Below are 17433 nucleotides of genomic sequence, written 5' to 3' on the forward strand. Positions count from 1 at the left end.
GGGGATATTTCATGAAGAGCAAGTACGGTTTCTTGTCCGCTGCATTCGTCGCTTCTTCGATTCTCTTGGGTTCGGGGCAAGCTTCAGCCGGTGACGATTGCTGGTGGGGACGCGCAGGATTCAGTGGCGCGGTCCGAGTTCGCGAAATCCTGGCTTGCGTTGACGACTTTACGGGCGACTTGCGCCTCGCGATCCACGCTCCCAGAGCGTTGCGTGACAAAATCATCGTGTCGGCGGATCTTTGGGGCGCCGCGGAATGCCTGTACCCGGCACTGCCGTTGCTCCCGCCCGTGGGCTTCGTAGACGATTGCGGCGTGGGCTTCCTGCCTCCTGCATTGCCGCCCATTCTGCCGCTGCCAGGGGGCGTTGTCGTGCCGCCGCAGGGCCGCATTGACACCGTCTACTTCGACGCCATCCCGACGTATGACGAGCTTGCGTTCCGCATGCGCGATGGTTGGTACGAAACCAGTATCGATCTCGTCCCTCTCGCCGCAGACGCTTGCTACGGCGGCGTCGCCGAGGAGCTCGACATCGACAAGCTCGTGGTCTACATCGATGGCTGGCCGTTCCGGTTGAATTACAATCCTCCGGCCTGTGCCGGCGCCTGGTGGTGAAAAAGAGCTGAGCCAGAAAGGCCCGCGCCCTCTCTTGGGCGCGGGCCCGGCTTGCTTGACCGCTTTCCTTTCTCGTGATGCTCGTCTGCTGGAACTCGGTGACGAACGCCGAAAAACCGAGTAGAGAGACGAGCATGACGCACAGGCCTCCCCTCGTTGGCATCATCATGGGCAGCAAAAGCGACGCGCCGACTTTGCGTCACGCGGCGGAAATGCTCGACAAACTCGACGTTCCGTACGAAAAACGCGTGGTCAGCGCGCATCGCATGCCCGACCTGATGTTTCGTTATGCAGAAGAAGCGGAAGGACGAGGTCTTCGCGTCATCATCGCCGGAGCTGGAGGATCCGCGCACTTGCCCGGCATGATCGCCGCCAAAACCCTCGTTCCAGTGCTCGGCGTGCCCATCTTGTCGCATGCGCTGCACGGCGTCGATTCACTCCTTTCCATTGTGCAAATGCCGGGAGGCATCCCCGTCGGTACGCTTGCAATCGGTGATGCAGGCGCGAAAAACGCAGCCCTCCTTGCAGCTCAAATCCTCGCTCTCCACGATCCCGCCTTGCGCGAGCGGCTTGCCCAGTTTCGCGCGGAACAAACGCGCGCAGCGCTCGAGAGCGAGGTTTGACCGTGGGGTCTTTTGCGACAAACTCCCCCACTTTGCCCGGCGGGACGATTGGAATCCTCGGCGGAGGACAGCTCGGGCGAATGTTCGCCATTGCCGCCCGGCGCATGGGATATCGCGTCCACGCGCTCGATCCAGTGCAAGATGGTCCGGCTGGACAAGTGGCAGACGTGGAATGGGTCGCGCCGTATGAAGATATCGAAACCGCCCGAAAATTTGCCGCCGCGGTGGATGTCGTCACGTTCGAGTTCGAAAACGTACCGGCTGAAACATTGGCTGCCGTTGCGGAATTGCGTCCAGTTTTTCCTTCGCCAAAGGTGCTCGATACGTGTCGTCATCGCCTGCGCGAAAAGGAATTTTTGAAACAATATGGTTTTCCCGTGGCGGGGTTTGCTCCAGTGCGTTCTCCAGATGATCTGCGGAATGCGTTGAAGATGCTGGGAACACCGGCCATTCTAAAAACGGCAGAATTCGGGTACGACGGGAAAGGTCAAGTACGCATTGATGAACCGTCTTTCGCTGAAAGCGCGTTTACGCAGATGGGACGACAGCTCGGGGTGCTCGAAGCATTCGTTCCATTTTCATGCGAATTGTCGGTCGTCGTGGCGCGTTCGCAATCGGGCGACGTAGTGCCTTTCGAAGTTGCGGAAAATCGACACGAAAAACATGTCCTGGATGTGTCGCTCGTGCCTGCGCGCGTAAGTGCAGAAACGCGGGCGCGAGCGCGCGAGCTTGCGTGCGGCGTCGCGCGGGCGCTCGATGTGGTGGGCGTTTTGGGCGTGGAAATGTTTCACTTGCCAAATGGTGATTTGGTGGTGAACGAACTCGCACCTCGACCGCACAATTCCGGGCATTTTAGTTTCGACGCATGCGTTACGAGCCAATTCGAGCAGCAGCTTCGGGCGGTATGCGGTTTGCCCCTCGGGGACCCGACGCTCTTGCGTCCGGTGGCAATGGCGAATTTGATGGGAGACCTCTGGTCGAATGGCGAGCCGAATTGGGCGGCGGCGGCGAGTTTTCCGGAAGTGAAGATTCACTTGTACGGCAAGACGGAAGCGCGCGCGGGCCGGAAAATGGGGCACCTCGTGGCCATGGCAGATACCGTGGAGCAGGCCGAAGCGCGGGTATTGGCGGCACGAGCAGCTCTCTCGTCGCGGCCGTGAAGGTCACGCCTGCATTTTTGAAAACGACCGCACCGCGAGCACGCCCAGAATGGTCGTGGTCGATAGAATGACGCCGATATCCAGCACGAGCGGGAAATGGTGCACTCCGACGAACAAGGATCGCGCCGCATCCACGGCGTAGGTCATGGGATTGAGGCGCACGACCACGCCCAGCGCGGCTGGAAGCCCTTCCACTGGATAGAGCGCTCCTGAAAAGAAAAAGAGCGGCTGAATCAGAAAGTTCACAATCGCCCCGAACCCCTCGAACGTCTTCATCCGCGACGCGACGACCACGCCGAGCGCCGTAACGCCCATGCCGAAGATGGCGAGCAGCGGAATGGCCAGAAGCGCACCGAGCAGTGAGAACTTCGCGCCCAAGAGCGGGGACACGATGAGCGTCACGCTCACTTCGATGAGTGCGATCACGGTGGCCGAAATCATCTTCGAGAGCACGAACACCCATCGCGGCACGGGTGAAACGAGGAGCTCTTTCAAAAAACCGAATTCACGATCCCAGACAATCGATATCGATGCAAACATGCTCGAAAAAAGCACCGTCATCGCCAAGATGCCCGGCACGAGGAACGACACGAAATCCACGCCTTTGGGTCCCACGCCAAAGGATGCACGCAGCCCGAATCCCACGGCGAGAATCCATAAAAGCGGTCGCACGATGCTCGCCGCCAGCGTTTGCCGATCGCGCAAGAACTTGATGACGTCGCGCCGGCACAAATAATAAATCACTTCGACGCGCAACCGATCACCTCCTTCTCGCCATCGCACGCATAGCCTCGCGCCCCACGCCATTGTCGCCCGATTCGTCCCGAATCTGCCGCCCCGTCAGCGCCAAGAATACGTCGTCCAGCGTCGGACGCCGCACGGCAATGCCCGTGAGCCGCACTTGGGCTTCTCGCACGAGGTCCACCACGAAAGATTCACCATTGGTCACTCGAAAACACAAACCATCGTCCGTGCGATCCGGCGTTATACCGTGCCGCTCTTGCAATACGTCGGCGACCGTCTCGGGTTCGTCCGTACGAACGAAAACGACGTCTTTTCCGACCTTGCTTTTGAGCTCGTTCGGGCTACCCACGGTCACGATGCGGCCGTGATCGATGATCGCAATGCGATCACAATGCTCGGCTTCGTCCATGTAATGCGTCGTCAAAAACAGCGTGAGACCATGACGCTCACGGAGGGATCGCAACACTTCCCAGGTGCGTTTGCGCGTCTGCGGATCGAGTCCCGTCGTGGGTTCGTCCAGGAACAGGATGCGTGGACGGTGTACGAGGCCGCGAGCGATTTCGAGGCGCCGCTTCATGCCGCCGGAGAAGGTGCGCACGAGGTCTTCGGCGCGATCGGCGAGCTCGACGAAACCGAGCGCTTCATCGAGGCGCGCTGCACGCTCGGAACGCGCAACACCGTAAACGACCGCGTGCAGCTCCAAGTTTTCGCGTGCGGTGAGTCGATCATCGAGCGACGGGTCTTGAAAGATGACGCCGATCGTGCGACGCACGTCGCCCGGACGCGTTGCCACGTCGAAGCCCCCAAGCGTCGCCGAGCCGCTCGTGGGCTCGAGGAGCGTGCAGAGCATCTTGATCGTGGTGGTCTTGCCTGCGCCGTTGGGTCCGAGAAAGCCGAAGATTTCTCCTTCGCTGACGGAAAAGCTCACGCCACGCACGGCTTCGACATCGCCGAAGCGCCTCACGAGATCTCGAACTTCGATGACGTCGTTGGAGCTCATCGCTTCTGTGCACGCTTTCGCCGAGCCGAGACATCGGCGCTACGTTCATAGTTGCCGCGCCCGAACGCCGCAAGCGGTCATTCATCGACCGACCCTCGTTTGATGAAGACGTGCGGCTCTTGCGCCTTTTTGGGGTCTCGGGCGGATGTTCACAGGATCCACCAAAATCGTCGGATGGTATGACATTGATTGTCCCACCAATAAATGATCGACAAATTCGCCTGAATTCTCGCTGCAATGGCTCGAGGTGTTCGTTTCGTCCATATGGGCGGACATTGTTTGTCATAGCGACGTGAATTGGGTCTAGACGAACGCGTCCAAAGGTCGCACATTGAGTTGCACGCAAACGCGGCCCATACAATCGGAGGACTTGACATGATCGACAATCGCATCGAGGTCGTTTTCAGCTTTGACACCACGGGCAGCATGTATCCTTGTTTGACGCAGGTTCGGCGCAAGATTGGCGAAACGGTGAAGCGCCTCATGAAGGAAATCCCGGGGATTCGAATTGGAATCATCGCGCACGGCGATTATTGCGACGCGGGTTCGACGTACGTCACGAAAGCGCTCGATTTGACCGACGACGGTGATGCCATCGTGCGTTTCGTCGAAAAGGTCGGTCCCACGGGCGGCGGTGACGCGCCGGAATGTTACGAATTGGTTTTGCACGAGGCGCGGAGTCTGTCCTGGACCAAGGACTACAAAAAGGTATTCGTCTTGATTGGCGACGACGTTCCGCACGGGCCGAACCAAAACCCCAAGCGACTCGATTGGCGCTCGGAAGTCGAATCGCTCGGCAAGGCGGGCATCCCGGTCTATGGCGTGCAATGCCTCAATCGTCGCCACGCGACGCCGTTTTATGCCGAGCTTGCGCGAACGAGCGGCGGTTTCCACATCGGCCTCGATCAATTCGCTTACGTGATCGACATGGTCCTTGCCGTTTGTTTGAAGCAATCGTCGGACGAAAAATTGCAGGACTACGAAAAGGAAGTGAAGAAGCAAGGACGCATGAATCGCGGCCTCGACAAGATGTTCGGGACGATGATGAAGCGCGAAGCGTCGACGGAATATGGCGACACCGATTTGCGTGCCGTTCCGCCGGGCCGTTTCCAGGCGCTCGAAGTCGATCGCGACATGCCCATCAAGCAGTTTGTCTTGGAAAACGGGCTCACGTTCAAGGCCGGCCGCGGATTCTACGAATTCATGAAGACCGAAACGATCCAGGGCCACAAGGAAGTGGTGCTCATGGATCGCAAGACGGGCGATTTGTACAGCGGCGAAAGGGCGCGCGAAATGCTCGGTTTGCCCCCGGGAGCCACCGTGCGGATCAAGCCCGCGAGCCTGGAAAAGTACGTCGTTTTCGTGCAGAGCACGTCGTACAATCGCAAACTCATCGGCGGAACGCGATTCTTGTACGAAGTGGAAGACTGGGCCCGGATGTCTGAAGCCGCTTGATACGTTGGAACAAGGCAAATCGGGGGGTTTGGGGAGGCGAGCCTCGGCCCCCCCATCGTAAACTAGGCCTCGCGTAGCGCGCGTGCAAATCTTGGCCTGGATTCAAATAGATCGGCACTCTAGCGAAAAACCTCCTCGAGTGCCTCCAATTCGGTGTAATCGAGCCACACGCCGAAACACTCGAGGCACGTGTCGATCGTCACCTCTGTGCCGAATCCCCAATCACGAGCAGCCATTTCCCCTCCGCACGACGGACACGTGAGCGTCGGAGGGGTATCCCCGTGTTCGGCCCGCTGCCGCCCGCGGTCGTATACTCGCTGAATGTGCGATGGTGGCGTCACGTTCGACTTGGTCTTGGCCGCTGCGGATTGAATTTGCCTGAGCTCTCCGGCGTCGAGAAAAACGCCGCCGCAACCGGGACACTCGTCGATTTCCACGCCGGTCGCGTGCTTGATCGTGCGAAGAGCTTCCGCGCGTCGATGTTTGGTCTCGGCCCCTCGATAAGGCTCGGTCGAGGACAAGGCGAGTTTGCAACGGGGACAATCCATGCGCGGCATGATACTCGGCCAGGTTGCGAGGGCGAAGAAAAATCAGCATCTGCGGTTCTGCGCCCAAACGGCTTGAATCGAAGCCTCGCGTCTGATAGGTCTCATCGTCGAGGCACGACGTCATGCGTATTGCGCTTCTGTACCCACCCCCTTGGAAAATCCCTGCACGAGGCGAGGCGCCCGATACGAATGGCGACGGGCCGCCGGCGGAATACCGCGAAGGTGACCTCGATGCGGACTTTTATCAAATTCCGTATGGTCTCTTATCGATCGCCGCTCAGGTAAAACGGGCCGGGCATCAAGTCAAAATTCTCAATTTATCCGCGTATCCGTGGGCGCGTGTGGAAGATGTCTTGTCGGCGCTCGATGCGGATCTTTATGCCATGTCCTGCTGGACGGCAAACCGACGCGGCGTGGCGCTCGTGGCAAAAGCCCTTCGAGCGCGTCGTCCACATGCACCCATCGTGATTGGAGGACCTCATGCAACGCCGCTCGCGAAAGAGATGCTCGAACATCATCCGGCGATCGATATCGCGACGGTGGGCGAGAGCGAGCTGACGTTCCTCGAAATCATCGATCGTTTGGCGGTGGGTCGGAGCATGCGCAATCTTCCGGGGGCAGCGTATCGAGTGGACGGGCGAGTCGAAATGGGCCCCGATCGCGCCTCGATCGAGGACCTCGATACGCTCGCATCACCGCACCTTCTTTACGACACGCATATTTTCATGACATCGCGCGGATGCCCCTGGGCGTGCACGTTTTGCGGAGCTGAAAACAGTTGGGGAAGGGGATTCCGCGGGCAATCCGTGAACTACGTGCTCGATGTGCTCGAAAAGACGGTTCCGCGGCTGCCTGTCAAGATGTTACTCATCAAGGACGATACTTTCACGACGAACCGCAAACGCGTGCTGGAACTTTGTCGAGGTATTCGTGAAAGGAACATTCGTTTTCTTTGGAGCTGCGACACGCGCGTGGATGTGCTCGGCGAAGACCTTTTGCGTGAAATGCGTTTGGCAGGGTGCGAGCGGTTGTCCTTGGGCGTCGAGAGCGGTTCGCCGCGGATTTTGAAGCAGGTGGACAAGAAGATCACGGTGCAAAAAATCATCGAATCGACCGAGCTGGCGAAAAAATACGGAATCAAAGTGCGTTACTTCATGATGCTCGGAAACCGCGGGGAGACGGCGGAGACATTTCGAGAGACGTTGTCATTTCTCGACCGAGCAAAACCTCACCAATACATCTTTTCATGTTTGTCGATATACCCGGGCACGCGTGATTACGACGAAGCGACTTCTGCTGGATGGCTCGATCCGGAGACGTATTTTACGGGGGATTTTCAGGAGCTCAAAGTGCCGTTCGATGCTTCCGAAGAAGACACGCAGCTCATGAGCGAATGGTTTCGGAACAACAGCGGGCTTCGGGACTCTTATCGAGAAACGGCGGCGGAATGCGAAGCGATCGTCGGGCGGCTTGGGGCGCATCACGCCGCGCACCTCGATGCAGCCGTCGCGCATTATCGGGAAGACAATTTGGATGCGGCCACGGGGCACGCTCAAAAAGCATTGGATCTCGGGCATCCATTGCCAGGTTTGTGCTTGAATCTATTGGCGGCCGTCGCGTGTCAGCGGAAGGAATACGCCAAGATGCAGCAGCTCCTCACGGAAGCGTGGCAAAAGGATCCGCAGCACTATGTGCTGGTTCGAAACGTGCAAAAGGTCAAAGCGTGGCTCGCGGAAGCCGGGCCTTTGCGCAACATGCCGCTCGATGTCGAAGCGCATGCGGACTTTCAATTGCTCGAAAGAACGGTGCAGCCGATGTTGCCCGGTGCGCTTGCGGCTGATTTTGCGAATTGGGGTGAATCGGATGCTCGGGCGGAGGGCCATGAAATGCGCGTGCCGCAAGCCGGCAGCCTCGCCTCGTTTCAGCCAAGGACGCGGCTGCGCGTCGTTACGTGAAGCAGTTCATTCACACGTTCCGTCGTCGGCTCCGCCGAAGACGTTTGTCCAGTACACTCCATATGTGCCGCCACCAGTGGCTCGACCAATGCCAATGACGGTATAGTTGGCACCGAGCATGTTGGCATTGTGTCCAGACGAGTTTTTCCACTGGTTGAATGTCGCCGAGGCTGTGGAGTTGCCGGCGGCGATGTTTTCGGCCATTGGCGTTTGCACGGGGCACGCAGGTTTGTAGCAGGCATCGCACGAACGTTTGGTGAACGTCGAGCCATTCTGGCCGGTATGCGAAAAATAATTCTTGTCGCGCATGTCTTCGCTGTGCCCTTGGGCAGCTCGATTGAGCGTTGCGCAAGCCTTGAGCGGCCCGCGGCCATTCTGGGCGCGATAGTCGTTGATGATGGCGAGGAATGCTTGTTCTTCGGAATCGAGTCCCGTGGTTTGTGGCCCCGAACCTTTGCCGCAATCGCTCGCGCAATTCGTGCAGGTTTCACCCATGTCGCACGTAAGGTCTCCGCAAACGGGACCGCCGCTGCTGCTGCTACTGCTACTGCTACTGGATGACGACGAGGAGCTGCTGCTGGATGACGCGGCACTGCTGCTCGAAGACGATGCCGCGCTGCTGCTCGAAGATGACGAGCTGGACGACATGTCGCCACTGCTGCTGGACATTTGCCCGCCGCTGGACATTTCGCCGCTGCTGCTCGATGTCGTGTTGCCAATTCCGCCATTGCCGCTCGATGCCTGACCGCCGGTGCTCGACGAGCTGCCCGGTGCGCCACCTTCACCGCCGAGGTTTTCCTCCTCGGGACCATCCGTGACATCGCTGATGACGCCGGTGCAGGCGCCGAGCACAAGTGCGAGTGCGGCTGTAGCAAAAAGGGTATGTCGCTGCATGATGAGCGATTCTACGGCAAAACGATTTCCTGGTGCTACGCAGAAACGAGAATTGATCGTCGGTGAATAGGATCTGCATTACAATGTCTTCGGCTGGGCACGTAGTTTTACAGGGCGAAATATGCTCCCTCGAAAACTGTACGTTCGTGCCGAATGGTGTATGCTCTCGCGCGCAATGAGCGATACATCGACGTTTCCCTTGCCTCTTGCGGGTTTAGAGCTCCCGCGATTTCTCTTGACGCTCGATCAAACTTTGGCAGGCATGCCCGGCGCGCGCGTGACCTTCGTGGAGCTCGATGCGCTTTTGGCGGATGATCCGGCCACGGCAGTCGTCGAGATCACGATGCATCGAAGTCTTGTCGAGGCTTGTCAGGCGCCGGGGGATCCGGAATTGCCGGACGAGGATGAGGAGTTTTGGTCAGCGGAGCTCGCGCTGGTGGATGACGGTGACGAGACGACGCTCAATGTGAACTTGGAGCGCAATGCGTATGTGATGCCTGCGGTCGTGAAGATCGTGGAGGATTTGTTGCAGCGCTTCGAAGTGGCCGGTGGTGACGACGAAGAAGAGGATGAAGAAGAGGATGCCGGCGCTGAGGAAGAAGACGAGTACGAGGACGACGAGGAGGGGGAGGACGAGGAATTCGACGACGAGGAAGACGAGGGGGATTTCGACGACGAATTCGAGGACGAGGGGGGCGATGCTGAAGGCGAGGAAGGCGAAGCGTGGGACGCTGCCGAGGCATTCGAGGAGCTTCGCGTCATGGCGCACGATACGTTTGGCGGGGCAAAACTCGATGGCGAGGGTTCGTTCATTTTTCACGTGACGTGGGAAGAGCCTCCGGCCAAAAAAGAAGTGCGCGTGCGTTCGTTTGCTCCGACGGTGGCGATGGGGCAGGGGGATCAAGCGTCTTGGGTGGCGATCGAATGTGCGGTTTGTCCGATGCCCAATCTGGCGCCCGACGTAGCTGCTGGGCTGAATGCTGAAGTGGATTTTCCGCTGTCGCTCGATGGAGACACGTACGTGATGTCGCAAAGTTTTGCGCTGAGGTCGGTGGATGGGTCGTTGTTCGTGGAAATGGCCATTGCATTGGCCGAGCAGGCCGACATGCTGAATTCGGCAATCGAGCAAGGGATCCTCGAGAACGCGTGAGCGACGAATCGGAGAAATGAAAGATGCCGCGTCCGTTTTGTTTTAGAATGCCGTATGCTCGGTTTTCGCCGGCTCATGCGTTGCGGAGTCTGGAGAACGCCATTGACTTGTTCCCGGAGGCTCGTGTCGAACGCGTCGCGATCGATATGGAAAACCCGGACGATCAGGCTCTCGTGGTGGACGTCGAGCTTGGGCCGTCGTTATGGTCGCGCGATGGGGACGACAAGTTGATGTCGGGGACGCTCGGCGTTCGTTTCGACGGACAAACCGTAGCGCTCATGGTGGATACGGCGCAAGCGTTCGAGGCATTGCCCGCTGTCTTTGCGATTGCCGAGGCGATGCTCGGGGAATTGCGGGATTTGGCGGCGGTGGCTGCGGGGGCCGAGGACGACGACGAGGAGCCGGCGAACGTGGATCGGGATCCGCATCGGCCGCCGGTGAATTTCGACGAGCTTGCGAGGCGGGCGAAAAAGCTTTACGGGATGGATGCTCGGCAGGAGGGGGCGTTTGGCGTTACGATTGCTTGGCAAAAGCCCGTGCTGCGCACGCAGGGGATGCTGTTTCACGCACATCAGCCGCGATTCGATGAAAATGGTGCGACGTGGGTGACGTTCGAGAGTCCGGTTTGTCCGCGGAATAGGCTGACGCCGGAGGAGGCGCTGCGGCGCAGTCGAGCGCTCGATATTGGCGCATTGTGTTTGCGCAAGGATCACTACACGATCGTGGCGCGATACCCGCTGAAGATGCTCGATCGTGTGCAGTTCGTGACGATTTCGATGGCGGTTGCCGAAGAAGCCGACAAGCTGGAAGCGCTGCTGACGGGCGGGAAAGACGAGTATTGAGGTTTGAAGCCCCGGCCAAAGCCTCAATTTTCCGTCACTCGCGTTCCCCGAACTCGCCCGCTTCGCGGGCTCAAACAGCGGGGCCCCTCGCGAGCGCCGGAAAATTGGGGCTTCGGCCTCACGTCTAAGACGTGATGAGTGTCCAACTCCAGGCCAGGCTTCAACTCATCGATTCGAGTACCAGCGCAATGCCTTGGCCGCCACCGATGCACATGGTGACGATGCCATAACGCTTCTTGTTGCGGCGCAGCGCGTACGCGCACGTGAGCGTGAGAATGGCACCGGTCGCGCCGAGCGGATGACCGAGCGCAATGGCGTTGCCCATCGGATTGACGCGCTCCGGGTCGATCCCCATTTTCTCGAAGTCGCGCATGCACGCGAGCGCTTGAGGTGCGAACGCTTCGTTGATTTCGACGACGTCGACGTCCTTGCCTTCGATGCCGGCTTTTTTCAATGCTTTACGCACGGCGGGTACGGGACCCCAGCCCATGATGCGCGGATCGCAGGCGGCAACGCCCATGCCGGCGATGCGGGCAATGGGTTTGGCGTTGTGTTTTTCCGCATCGGATTCCTTGCCAATGACCATGGCCGCGCCACCATCGACGACGGCACTGGCATTGCCGGCGGTAATGATGCCTTCCGGCTCGAATGCCGGCGGAAGTTTCGCCATTTTTGCCAGGCTCGGCTCTTCGATGATGTGCGTGTCGTATTTCACGACGACGTCTCGGCCCGTGTCGTTCGACGCGATGGTGACGGGAGCAATTTCTTCGTCGAAATGGCCAGCATCGCGCGCTTTCTTGGCATTCACGTGCGATCGAAGCGCGAAGGCATCAGCCTCCTCGCGCCGAATTTCATAACGCCGACCGAGCTCTTCGGCCGTATTCGCCATCGCGAGCTTGGCGCTCGGATCGTAGAGGCTCATGAGCAGCATGTCTTGCAGATGCGTGCCCGCCGGGAGCGTCTTGGTATCGATGGGACCGTACTTTTGCACTGCAGCGCCCACCTTTTGCCCGCGGACGCCGTAGAGCGAAAATGGGTATTGCATGCTCTCCGCGCCGCCGACGACCATGAAGGGCCGGTCTTCGTCGTGGCGCATGCCCGCGAGGATGATTTCCGAGCCAACGCAGATGGCCTCGGCACCGCTGCCGCAAATGCGAGCGACCGTGAGCGCCGGGACGTCATTGCCGAGGCCGCCGCGCCAGCGCATGCCCTGAGCGCCGTAAATCGAATCGCGATGGCTATGTTGCGCCATGCCCATGACCACGTGGCCAATGAGCGCGGGGTCGAGTTTCGTATTGGCGAGCGTCGCTTTGACGGCCATTCCGCCGAGCTGCGTCGTGGAAAAACACGAGAAAAGCCCGGCAACCTTGTTGTCCACCAGAATGTCGGCGCGTGGCGTGCGTTTGCCGCCGTCGAGGATGACGATGCTGTTTTCCTTGCCCATGGGAAGCTCCGATCTCATTCGTGGAGGAAAGCGGCCGGTACGCGAGGGCCGTTTTGTACGAAGTTTTTCATGCCAATGTCGAGGTCGACGGTTTCTTTGCAGCGCCCAAAACCTTGCGCTTCGATGGCAAGCCCCTCGCGAAGCGGCAAGACGAGCCCACGCCGGAGCACCGAAACGAGAATTGCGTCGATGACGCGCGAATGGTGACCGAGGTCCACGGCGGGCAGGGTTTCCGGCACTGCAATCGGTGCAGGGTCGACGGGCGCGAGCTTGATTTCTCCCGCGAGGTGCTTGCGAATCAAAGCTTTCGCCGCGACCATGAAGTCGGTCGTCGGCACCGTCGTGGCCCAGCCAGATGCGTGCGCTTCTTTGGCCATCATCGAACGGCCCGTGCGCAAGAGGTCCACCGCTTTGGCCAATCCAATCAATCGCGGAAGACGCTGCGTGCCACCATAACCCGGAATGATTCCCAAGTTCACTTCCGGCTGGCCCACGATCAGGTCCGGACCGACGACACGGGCGTGACAAGCCATCGAAATCTCGGCACCTCCTCCAAGCACCGGACCATTGAGCGCCGCAACGACCGGCTTGTTCATCGATGCAATCACTTCGAGCACCGAATGCCCAAAATGACAAATTCCTTCGCAATCGGCGGGCGTCTTCAGCGAAGCAAGCTCGCCAATGTCTGCTCCAGCCAATGCGCCGTCCTGGCTCGTGAAAATGATCCCGGCGACCGATTCGTCCGCCCCGAGTTCTTTCATGGCCGAGGCGATTTCTCCGAGCGTGTCGCGATTCAATGCATTGCGCACTTCCGGACGGCGAACGGATACGATGCCCAAGTTGCCATCGCGCGATACGACGATGTTTTTCCGGAACGCCGGAAGGTTTTTCTCCGCAATGCTCTTGGGAACGACGAATCCCGGGTGATTCGCGGCATACTCGGCGCAAACCGCGTGCACGCGGTCGATGCCGTATTCTTCCGCGAGCGACAAGAGACCCTTGCGGAATCCGAGCGCCATGCGGGTGAGCCAATCGAGGTCCGACGGCGCGCAAATGCCCTGATCCACGACGAAGTACGTTCGCGCGAAAAGCACCGCCAAAATGCGGTCCAAGACTTTTTTGCCGAGCGCCGCATCATAGCGAGCATCGCCGGGGTTTTTCGGGTCGTGCCACGAGCGATTGCCCACTTCGCGCAAAATGGCGGGCGGAGCAAACCACGCGCTGCCCGTCGGAGCGTGTTGCATGAGCTCCTGACAATGCACCGTCAAGAGATTGCCTCGCGTCAAGTCCATGACATTGAGCGGTCCGCCACCGGCAATGGCCGCGTGCACGATGGCATCGATTTGCGCGGGCGTGGCAACCTTTTCCTCGGCAATGCGAGCGGCTTCCGCGACGTAGTTGCAAAAGATGTCGTCTGCGGCAAAGCACGGAGCGTCGGCCGTGATGATGGGGACTTTTCCAAGCTTTTCGAGCGTACGGAGCATCCGGTCACCCAACGCCGCGTCGCCGGAAAGAACGACTTCGACCGGGAGACTGCGCCATGCCGGAAAGAACGGATGGTTGACGAAGCAACGCGCGGGCACCTTGGCGTCACGAGCGATTTCGGCCCGAGGAATGCCGCTCGTGGCGAACCCAATCAAACAATCAGGAGAAACGACACCCTCGAGCGTCGCAATGATCTTGCGCTTGATGACGAGGTCCTCGGTCGCAGCTTCGAGGACATAGTCGCACGCGGCGAGGTCCGAAATGTCGAGCGTAGGAACGAGCGCATCTTTGACGGCCCGCGCAGCAGATTCGGACAATTTTCCGCGCGCCAAGGCTTTCTGCACGTAACCCTGGATGCGCGCTACGCCGGCATCGAGCGCCTCTTGCTTGATGTCGTGCAAATACACACGGCCGCCCTCTTTGGCGATGGCAGAGACGAAACCATACGCCAGGTCCGGTCCGATCGATCCCGACCCGATCACGCCAACGATCATGAGTGAAGCTCCTTCACGCTCCCGGGCGCGGGCGCTTTGCCGAGCCTTCGAGGTGCGCGCCAATTATCACTCGAGACGCCTTTTGCCAAGGGTCAATGAGATAGTTGAATCAATTGTTATCGAATGATGCGGCGCCGCGTGCCAATCGGGAAAAATTCAAGTATCGCCGTTGTTCCCCGATGGTGGTCGCCCACCTCCGAATCGAATACTTCCCGGTCCGGATGGAGTGTACCGGACGCTCTTCGGCCCAGGGCTGCGAACGCTCGGCGGAATCGTCGTCGTACTCGGAGGCGGCGTGGACAAACCCGAGCTCGCAACGCTCGGAGGCACGCCGACGCTGGCCGGCACTTGGCTGCTCGGTCCCGAAAAATCGCTACGGCGATCTGCCGCGAGCTCATGCAGACGCGTGCGTTCCGACAACGTCAAAATATCGCTCAGAAACGCTTCGGCTTCGCGCGCATCGCGAAAAATTTTCCGGTGCGGATGTTGTGCATCACGAACCATCCGCTGCATCTGCAGCCCCAAAGTCGGGCTCGATCCCAAGAGGACCGCCGTGCGCAAGAGACGCGTTTCGTTGCGCATTGTCGCGGAAAAAGCTTCGATCATGTCGGGAGGAAAAACCGGAGCGTCCGCCAAGTCGACGAAGAACACGTACGTGTTGAGCATCGCCGCGATCATTCGCTCATGATCACGTCGCCAGGCTCCGGGCTCCTCGCCGAGGATCGGACCCCAAAACCGAACCTCGATGAGCCTGCCTACTTTGCTCTCGATCGTGTACATCGCTCTCGGTCGTGAGGGTAGCCGACGACGCGCACCCCGTTCAAGCGCTCAGGTGGCCCCGATGAGCGATCACGCGGTCCGTCATCAAAAAAGGGTCCCCATCCCACTTGAAATTTGTGTGCCGAATGAACGGTCAGGCCACAGCATTGCCCATGTGCCTGGGACGAACGTGCATTGTCCAGATAAACGCGGGCTCAAATGCCGAATTGTCGGAGTTTCTTGTGCAGGCCTTCGCGCGTGATTCCAAGCGTGCGGGCGGCATTGGTCTTGTTGTTGCCGTGTTCGCGTAGCGCCTCGAGAAGCAGGTATTTCTCGACGACGTCCATCATTTCCTTGAGGTTTCCTCGCGTCACGCCTGCTCGTTCGATCAAGCCTTCGACCTGACGAATCCGAGGTGACAAGAGGTCGGGGGTCGCGAATGCGCCAGGATCGAGCTGGATGACGATCCGCTGAACCTCGTTCTGCAGCTCGCGAACGTTTCCAGGCCAATCGTACGCCACCATCAGCTCCATCGCCTGTTGGCTGAAGCCACCCACGTGCTTGCCAAGCTCCTCTGCGTATCGCTGCAAAAAGTGCGAAGCGAGGAGCGGAATGTCTTCACGCCGCTCGCGCAGGGGCGGTAAGCGAATGGGAAATACTTTGAGTCGGTAATAAAGATCTTCGCGGAAACGGCCCCGTTTCACCTCTTCCTCGAGGTTACGATTGGTCGCAGTCACGATGCGCACGTTGACGTGCTTGGGGCTCGTTGCACCCACGGGCCGGATTTCACCCTCCTGGAGGGCGCGCAAAAGCTTTGATTGAAGTGAAAGGGGAGTTTCGGTGATTTCGTCGAGGAACAAAGTTCCGCCATCGGCGATCTCGAAGAGGCCCTTCTTGTCTTCGACGGCCCCGGTAAAGGAACCCTTTTTGTGCCCAAACAATTCGCTCTCGAGCAGTGTTTCGGCAAGAGCCGCACAGTTTTGCGCGACGAACAGTTTGTCTCGCCGACGCGAGCGGTAGTGGATCGCCGCGGCGAGCACCTCTTTGCCCGTTCCCGTTTCGCCTTCGAGAAGCACCGTGACGCGGGTGTCCACGACCTTTTCGAGCTGCCCGATCACGCGATTCATCGCCTCGCTTTGGCCGATGATCACGACGTCTTTGCCGCCCCGCCTGCGTTCTTCGCGGCCCTTCAGGAAGCTGTTTTCCTTCTGCAAACGTTCTTCTGCGTTGACCAATCGCTTGATGAGGCGCGCGTTGGCGACGGCAAGCGATGCGTTATACGCCAGCACCCCGAGCAGCTCGACGTCACTCGCGTGCAGCATCGCGGGCGCACTGCGATTGTCCACCTGCAGGACGCCGATGATGTCGTCACCGCGGAAGAGCGGCACACCGATGGTGCTGCGAATGGATGCACCCATGATCGACTCGGTGTGACCAACGTCGGTGGATGCATCGGCCGCAAGCACTGCAGCGCGTTCCTTGACGACCTTGCGGTACACGCTGCGTGCAACCGGTATGGGACCTCGAGGAGGGCCACCAACGCCGCTTGGCAAGCGGACGCGCGTCATGATCGGAACGTAGGCTGCCGATGACGAGTCGCGGCCTTCTTCGTCGTCGCGAAGGATCACCGTTGCATGCGTTGCCATCGGCACGAGGAAGAGCGCGGCATCGGCGACTTCGATGAGGACTTGATCCAGATCGACGGCTGCGCCGATTCGCTTCTGCGCGGCGTAGAGCTTGCCCAATCGATTCGGATCCTGCTCGATGGCGGCGGCCGCGGGGACGAGCTGATCGAGCGGCCTCACGGCGACGACTTGCGCCTTGTCCGCATCGTCCGACAGCGTGACGCGCAGCGCCGTGACGCTCTCGCCCGTGCCGAATTCGACGATGTCGCCAGATTCGATGTCGACAGGACCGGATTCGGGCTTGATCACGACACGCACGCCGCCCCGTATGCGCCAAGAGCCGTTTGTCGAGGCCAAGTCGTGCAGGACGACGCGATCGCCAGAAACGACGAGACGTGCGTGCTGGCCAGAGACGTGCGTGTCGTCGAGCACGAGATCGTTGGAGGGGGCGCGACCGATGTGAACGATCTCGTCGCTGAACTCGAACGATCGGCCCGTGGCGAGCCCCTGAGTTACCTCGAACACGACCATAAAGCGTCCGGATGGTACGCCCGCGGAGGCGTACCTGAAATCAAAAGAGGGTTTCGCGCAGGCTGCTGCGCGTTGCGAATCGTCGGTCGGACTTGCTCAGCGTACGAAGT

The 17433-nt window shown here is 59.6% G+C and carries 15 protein-coding genes; 7 read left to right on the forward strand and 8 right to left on the reverse strand.

Going from position 1 to position 17433, the window contains the following annotated elements; translation table 11 throughout:
* Positions 1–11 precede the first annotated feature (11 nt).
* The 3 genes from IPM54_05210 (at position 12) to IPM54_05220 (ending at position 2397) form a co-directional block, all read left to right on the forward strand.
* The gene (locus tag IPM54_05210; GenBank protein MBK9259216.1) at positions 12–614 is read left to right on the forward strand and encodes a hypothetical protein; all 603 of its coding nucleotides are present in this window, start codon (positions 12–14) and stop codon (positions 612–614) included.
* Between the two features lie 134 nt (positions 615–748).
* A complete protein-coding gene (gene purE / locus IPM54_05215) occupies positions 749–1237 on the forward strand; it encodes a 5-(carboxyamino)imidazole ribonucleotide mutase (GenBank protein ID MBK9259217.1) in 489 nt (162 codons plus the stop codon).
* Positions 1238–1239: 2 nt separating this feature from the next.
* Positions 1240–2397 carry a 5-(carboxyamino)imidazole ribonucleotide synthase gene (locus IPM54_05220; GenBank protein MBK9259218.1) on the forward strand — a complete coding sequence of 386 codons (1158 nt, stop codon included), beginning with the start codon at positions 1240–1242 and terminating at the stop codon, positions 2395–2397.
* Between the two features lie 3 nt (positions 2398–2400).
* Here the strand turns inward: IPM54_05220 and IPM54_05225 are convergent, their stop codons facing one another.
* Together IPM54_05225 and IPM54_05230 are read right to left on the reverse strand one after the other, a co-directional pair.
* Positions 2401–3153: an ABC transporter permease gene (locus IPM54_05225; GenBank protein MBK9259219.1), complete on the reverse strand. Its 753-nt coding sequence runs from the start codon at positions 3151–3153 to the stop codon at positions 2401–2403.
* 4 nt (positions 3154–3157) lie between these two features.
* Positions 3158–4141: an ATP-binding cassette domain-containing protein gene (locus tag IPM54_05230; protein ID MBK9259220.1), complete on the reverse strand. Its 984-nt coding sequence runs from the start codon at positions 4139–4141 to the stop codon at positions 3158–3160.
* A 375-nt stretch (positions 4142–4516) separates the two neighbouring features.
* On the opposite strand from IPM54_05230, the gene IPM54_05235 reads away from it, so the two are divergent.
* Positions 4517–5596: a VWA domain-containing protein gene (locus IPM54_05235; protein MBK9259221.1), complete on the forward strand. Its 1080-nt coding sequence runs from the start codon at positions 4517–4519 to the stop codon at positions 5594–5596.
* 119 nt (positions 5597–5715) lie between these two features.
* Here IPM54_05235 and IPM54_05240 read toward each other — a convergent pair whose 3' ends face one another.
* Entirely contained in the window at positions 5716–6144 is a 429-nt protein-coding gene (locus tag IPM54_05240) for a zf-TFIIB domain-containing protein (protein MBK9259222.1), read from the reverse strand.
* A gap of 122 nt (positions 6145–6266) precedes the next feature.
* On the opposite strand from IPM54_05240, the gene IPM54_05245 reads away from it, so the two are divergent.
* Positions 6267–8099: a B12-binding domain-containing radical SAM protein gene (locus IPM54_05245; GenBank protein ID MBK9259223.1), complete on the forward strand. Its 1833-nt coding sequence runs from the start codon at positions 6267–6269 to the stop codon at positions 8097–8099.
* Between the two features lie 6 nt (positions 8100–8105).
* On the opposite strand, the gene IPM54_05250 is transcribed toward IPM54_05245, so the two are convergent.
* Complete coding sequence (locus tag IPM54_05250) at positions 8106–8993, reverse strand: CAP domain-containing protein (protein MBK9259224.1); 888 nt, start codon at positions 8991–8993, stop codon at positions 8106–8108.
* Positions 8994–9168: 175 nt separating this feature from the next.
* On the opposite strand from IPM54_05250, the gene IPM54_05255 reads away from it, so the two are divergent.
* Positions 9169–10143, forward strand: coding sequence for a hypothetical protein (locus IPM54_05255; GenBank protein ID MBK9259225.1), 975 nt, complete (start codon positions 9169–9171; stop codon positions 10141–10143).
* 23 nt (positions 10144–10166) lie between these two features.
* Positions 10167–10985 carry a hypothetical protein gene (locus IPM54_05260; GenBank protein ID MBK9259226.1) on the forward strand — a complete coding sequence of 273 codons (819 nt, stop codon included), beginning with the start codon at positions 10167–10169 and terminating at the stop codon, positions 10983–10985.
* Positions 10986–11145: 160 nt separating this feature from the next.
* Here IPM54_05260 and IPM54_05265 read toward each other — a convergent pair whose 3' ends face one another.
* From IPM54_05265 to IPM54_05280, 4 genes are all read right to left on the reverse strand, one after another.
* Positions 11146–12429: a thiolase family protein gene (locus tag IPM54_05265; protein ID MBK9259227.1), complete on the reverse strand. Its 1284-nt coding sequence runs from the start codon at positions 12427–12429 to the stop codon at positions 11146–11148.
* Between the two features lie 14 nt (positions 12430–12443).
* Entirely contained in the window at positions 12444–14408 is a 1965-nt protein-coding gene (locus IPM54_05270) for an enoyl-CoA hydratase/isomerase family protein (GenBank protein ID MBK9259228.1), read from the reverse strand.
* Between the two features lie 156 nt (positions 14409–14564).
* Positions 14565–15188 carry a hypothetical protein gene (locus IPM54_05275; GenBank protein MBK9259229.1) on the reverse strand — a complete coding sequence of 208 codons (624 nt, stop codon included), beginning with the start codon at positions 15186–15188 and terminating at the stop codon, positions 14565–14567.
* Positions 15189–15382: 194 nt separating this feature from the next.
* Complete coding sequence (locus IPM54_05280) at positions 15383–17323, reverse strand: sigma 54-interacting transcriptional regulator (GenBank protein MBK9259230.1); 1941 nt, start codon at positions 17321–17323, stop codon at positions 15383–15385.
* Between the last annotated feature and the right edge of the window lie 110 nt (positions 17324–17433).

The organism is Polyangiaceae bacterium (assembly GCA_016715885.1).
Classification (GTDB): Bacteria; Myxococcota_A; Polyangia; order Polyangiales; family Polyangiaceae; genus Polyangium.

Excerpts from the sequence above, each read along its gene's own strand:
- IPM54_05210 (MBK9259216.1), top strand. The coding sequence starts at position 12 with ATGAAGAGCAAGTACGGTTTCTTGTCCGCTGCATTCGTCGCTTCTTCG.
- purE (MBK9259217.1), top strand. The coding sequence starts at position 749 with ATGACGCACAGGCCTCCCCTCGTTGGCATCATCATGGGCAGCAAAAGC.
- IPM54_05230 (MBK9259220.1), bottom strand. The coding sequence starts at position 4,141 with ATGAGCTCCAACGACGTCATCGAAGTTCGAGATCTCGTGAGGCGCTTC.
- IPM54_05235 (MBK9259221.1), top strand. The coding sequence starts at position 4,517 with ATGATCGACAATCGCATCGAGGTCGTTTTCAGCTTTGACACCACGGGC.
- IPM54_05240 (MBK9259222.1), bottom strand. The coding sequence starts at position 6,144 with ATGGATTGTCCCCGTTGCAAACTCGCCTTGTCCTCGACCGAGCCTTAT.
- IPM54_05245 (MBK9259223.1), top strand. The coding sequence starts at position 6,267 with ATGCGTATTGCGCTTCTGTACCCACCCCCTTGGAAAATCCCTGCACGA.
- IPM54_05250 (MBK9259224.1), bottom strand. The coding sequence starts at position 8,993 with ATGCAGCGACATACCCTTTTTGCTACAGCCGCACTCGCACTTGTGCTC.
- IPM54_05255 (MBK9259225.1), top strand. The coding sequence starts at position 9,169 with ATGAGCGATACATCGACGTTTCCCTTGCCTCTTGCGGGTTTAGAGCTC.
- IPM54_05260 (MBK9259226.1), top strand. The coding sequence starts at position 10,167 with ATGCCGCGTCCGTTTTGTTTTAGAATGCCGTATGCTCGGTTTTCGCCG.
- IPM54_05265 (MBK9259227.1), bottom strand. The coding sequence starts at position 12,429 with ATGGGCAAGGAAAACAGCATCGTCATCCTCGACGGCGGCAAACGCACG.
- IPM54_05270 (MBK9259228.1), bottom strand. The coding sequence starts at position 14,408 with ATGATCGTTGGCGTGATCGGGTCGGGATCGATCGGACCGGACCTGGCG.
- IPM54_05275 (MBK9259229.1), bottom strand. The coding sequence starts at position 15,188 with ATGTACACGATCGAGAGCAAAGTAGGCAGGCTCATCGAGGTTCGGTTT.
- IPM54_05280 (MBK9259230.1), bottom strand. The coding sequence starts at position 17,323 with ATGGTCGTGTTCGAGGTAACTCAGGGGCTCGCCACGGGCCGATCGTTC.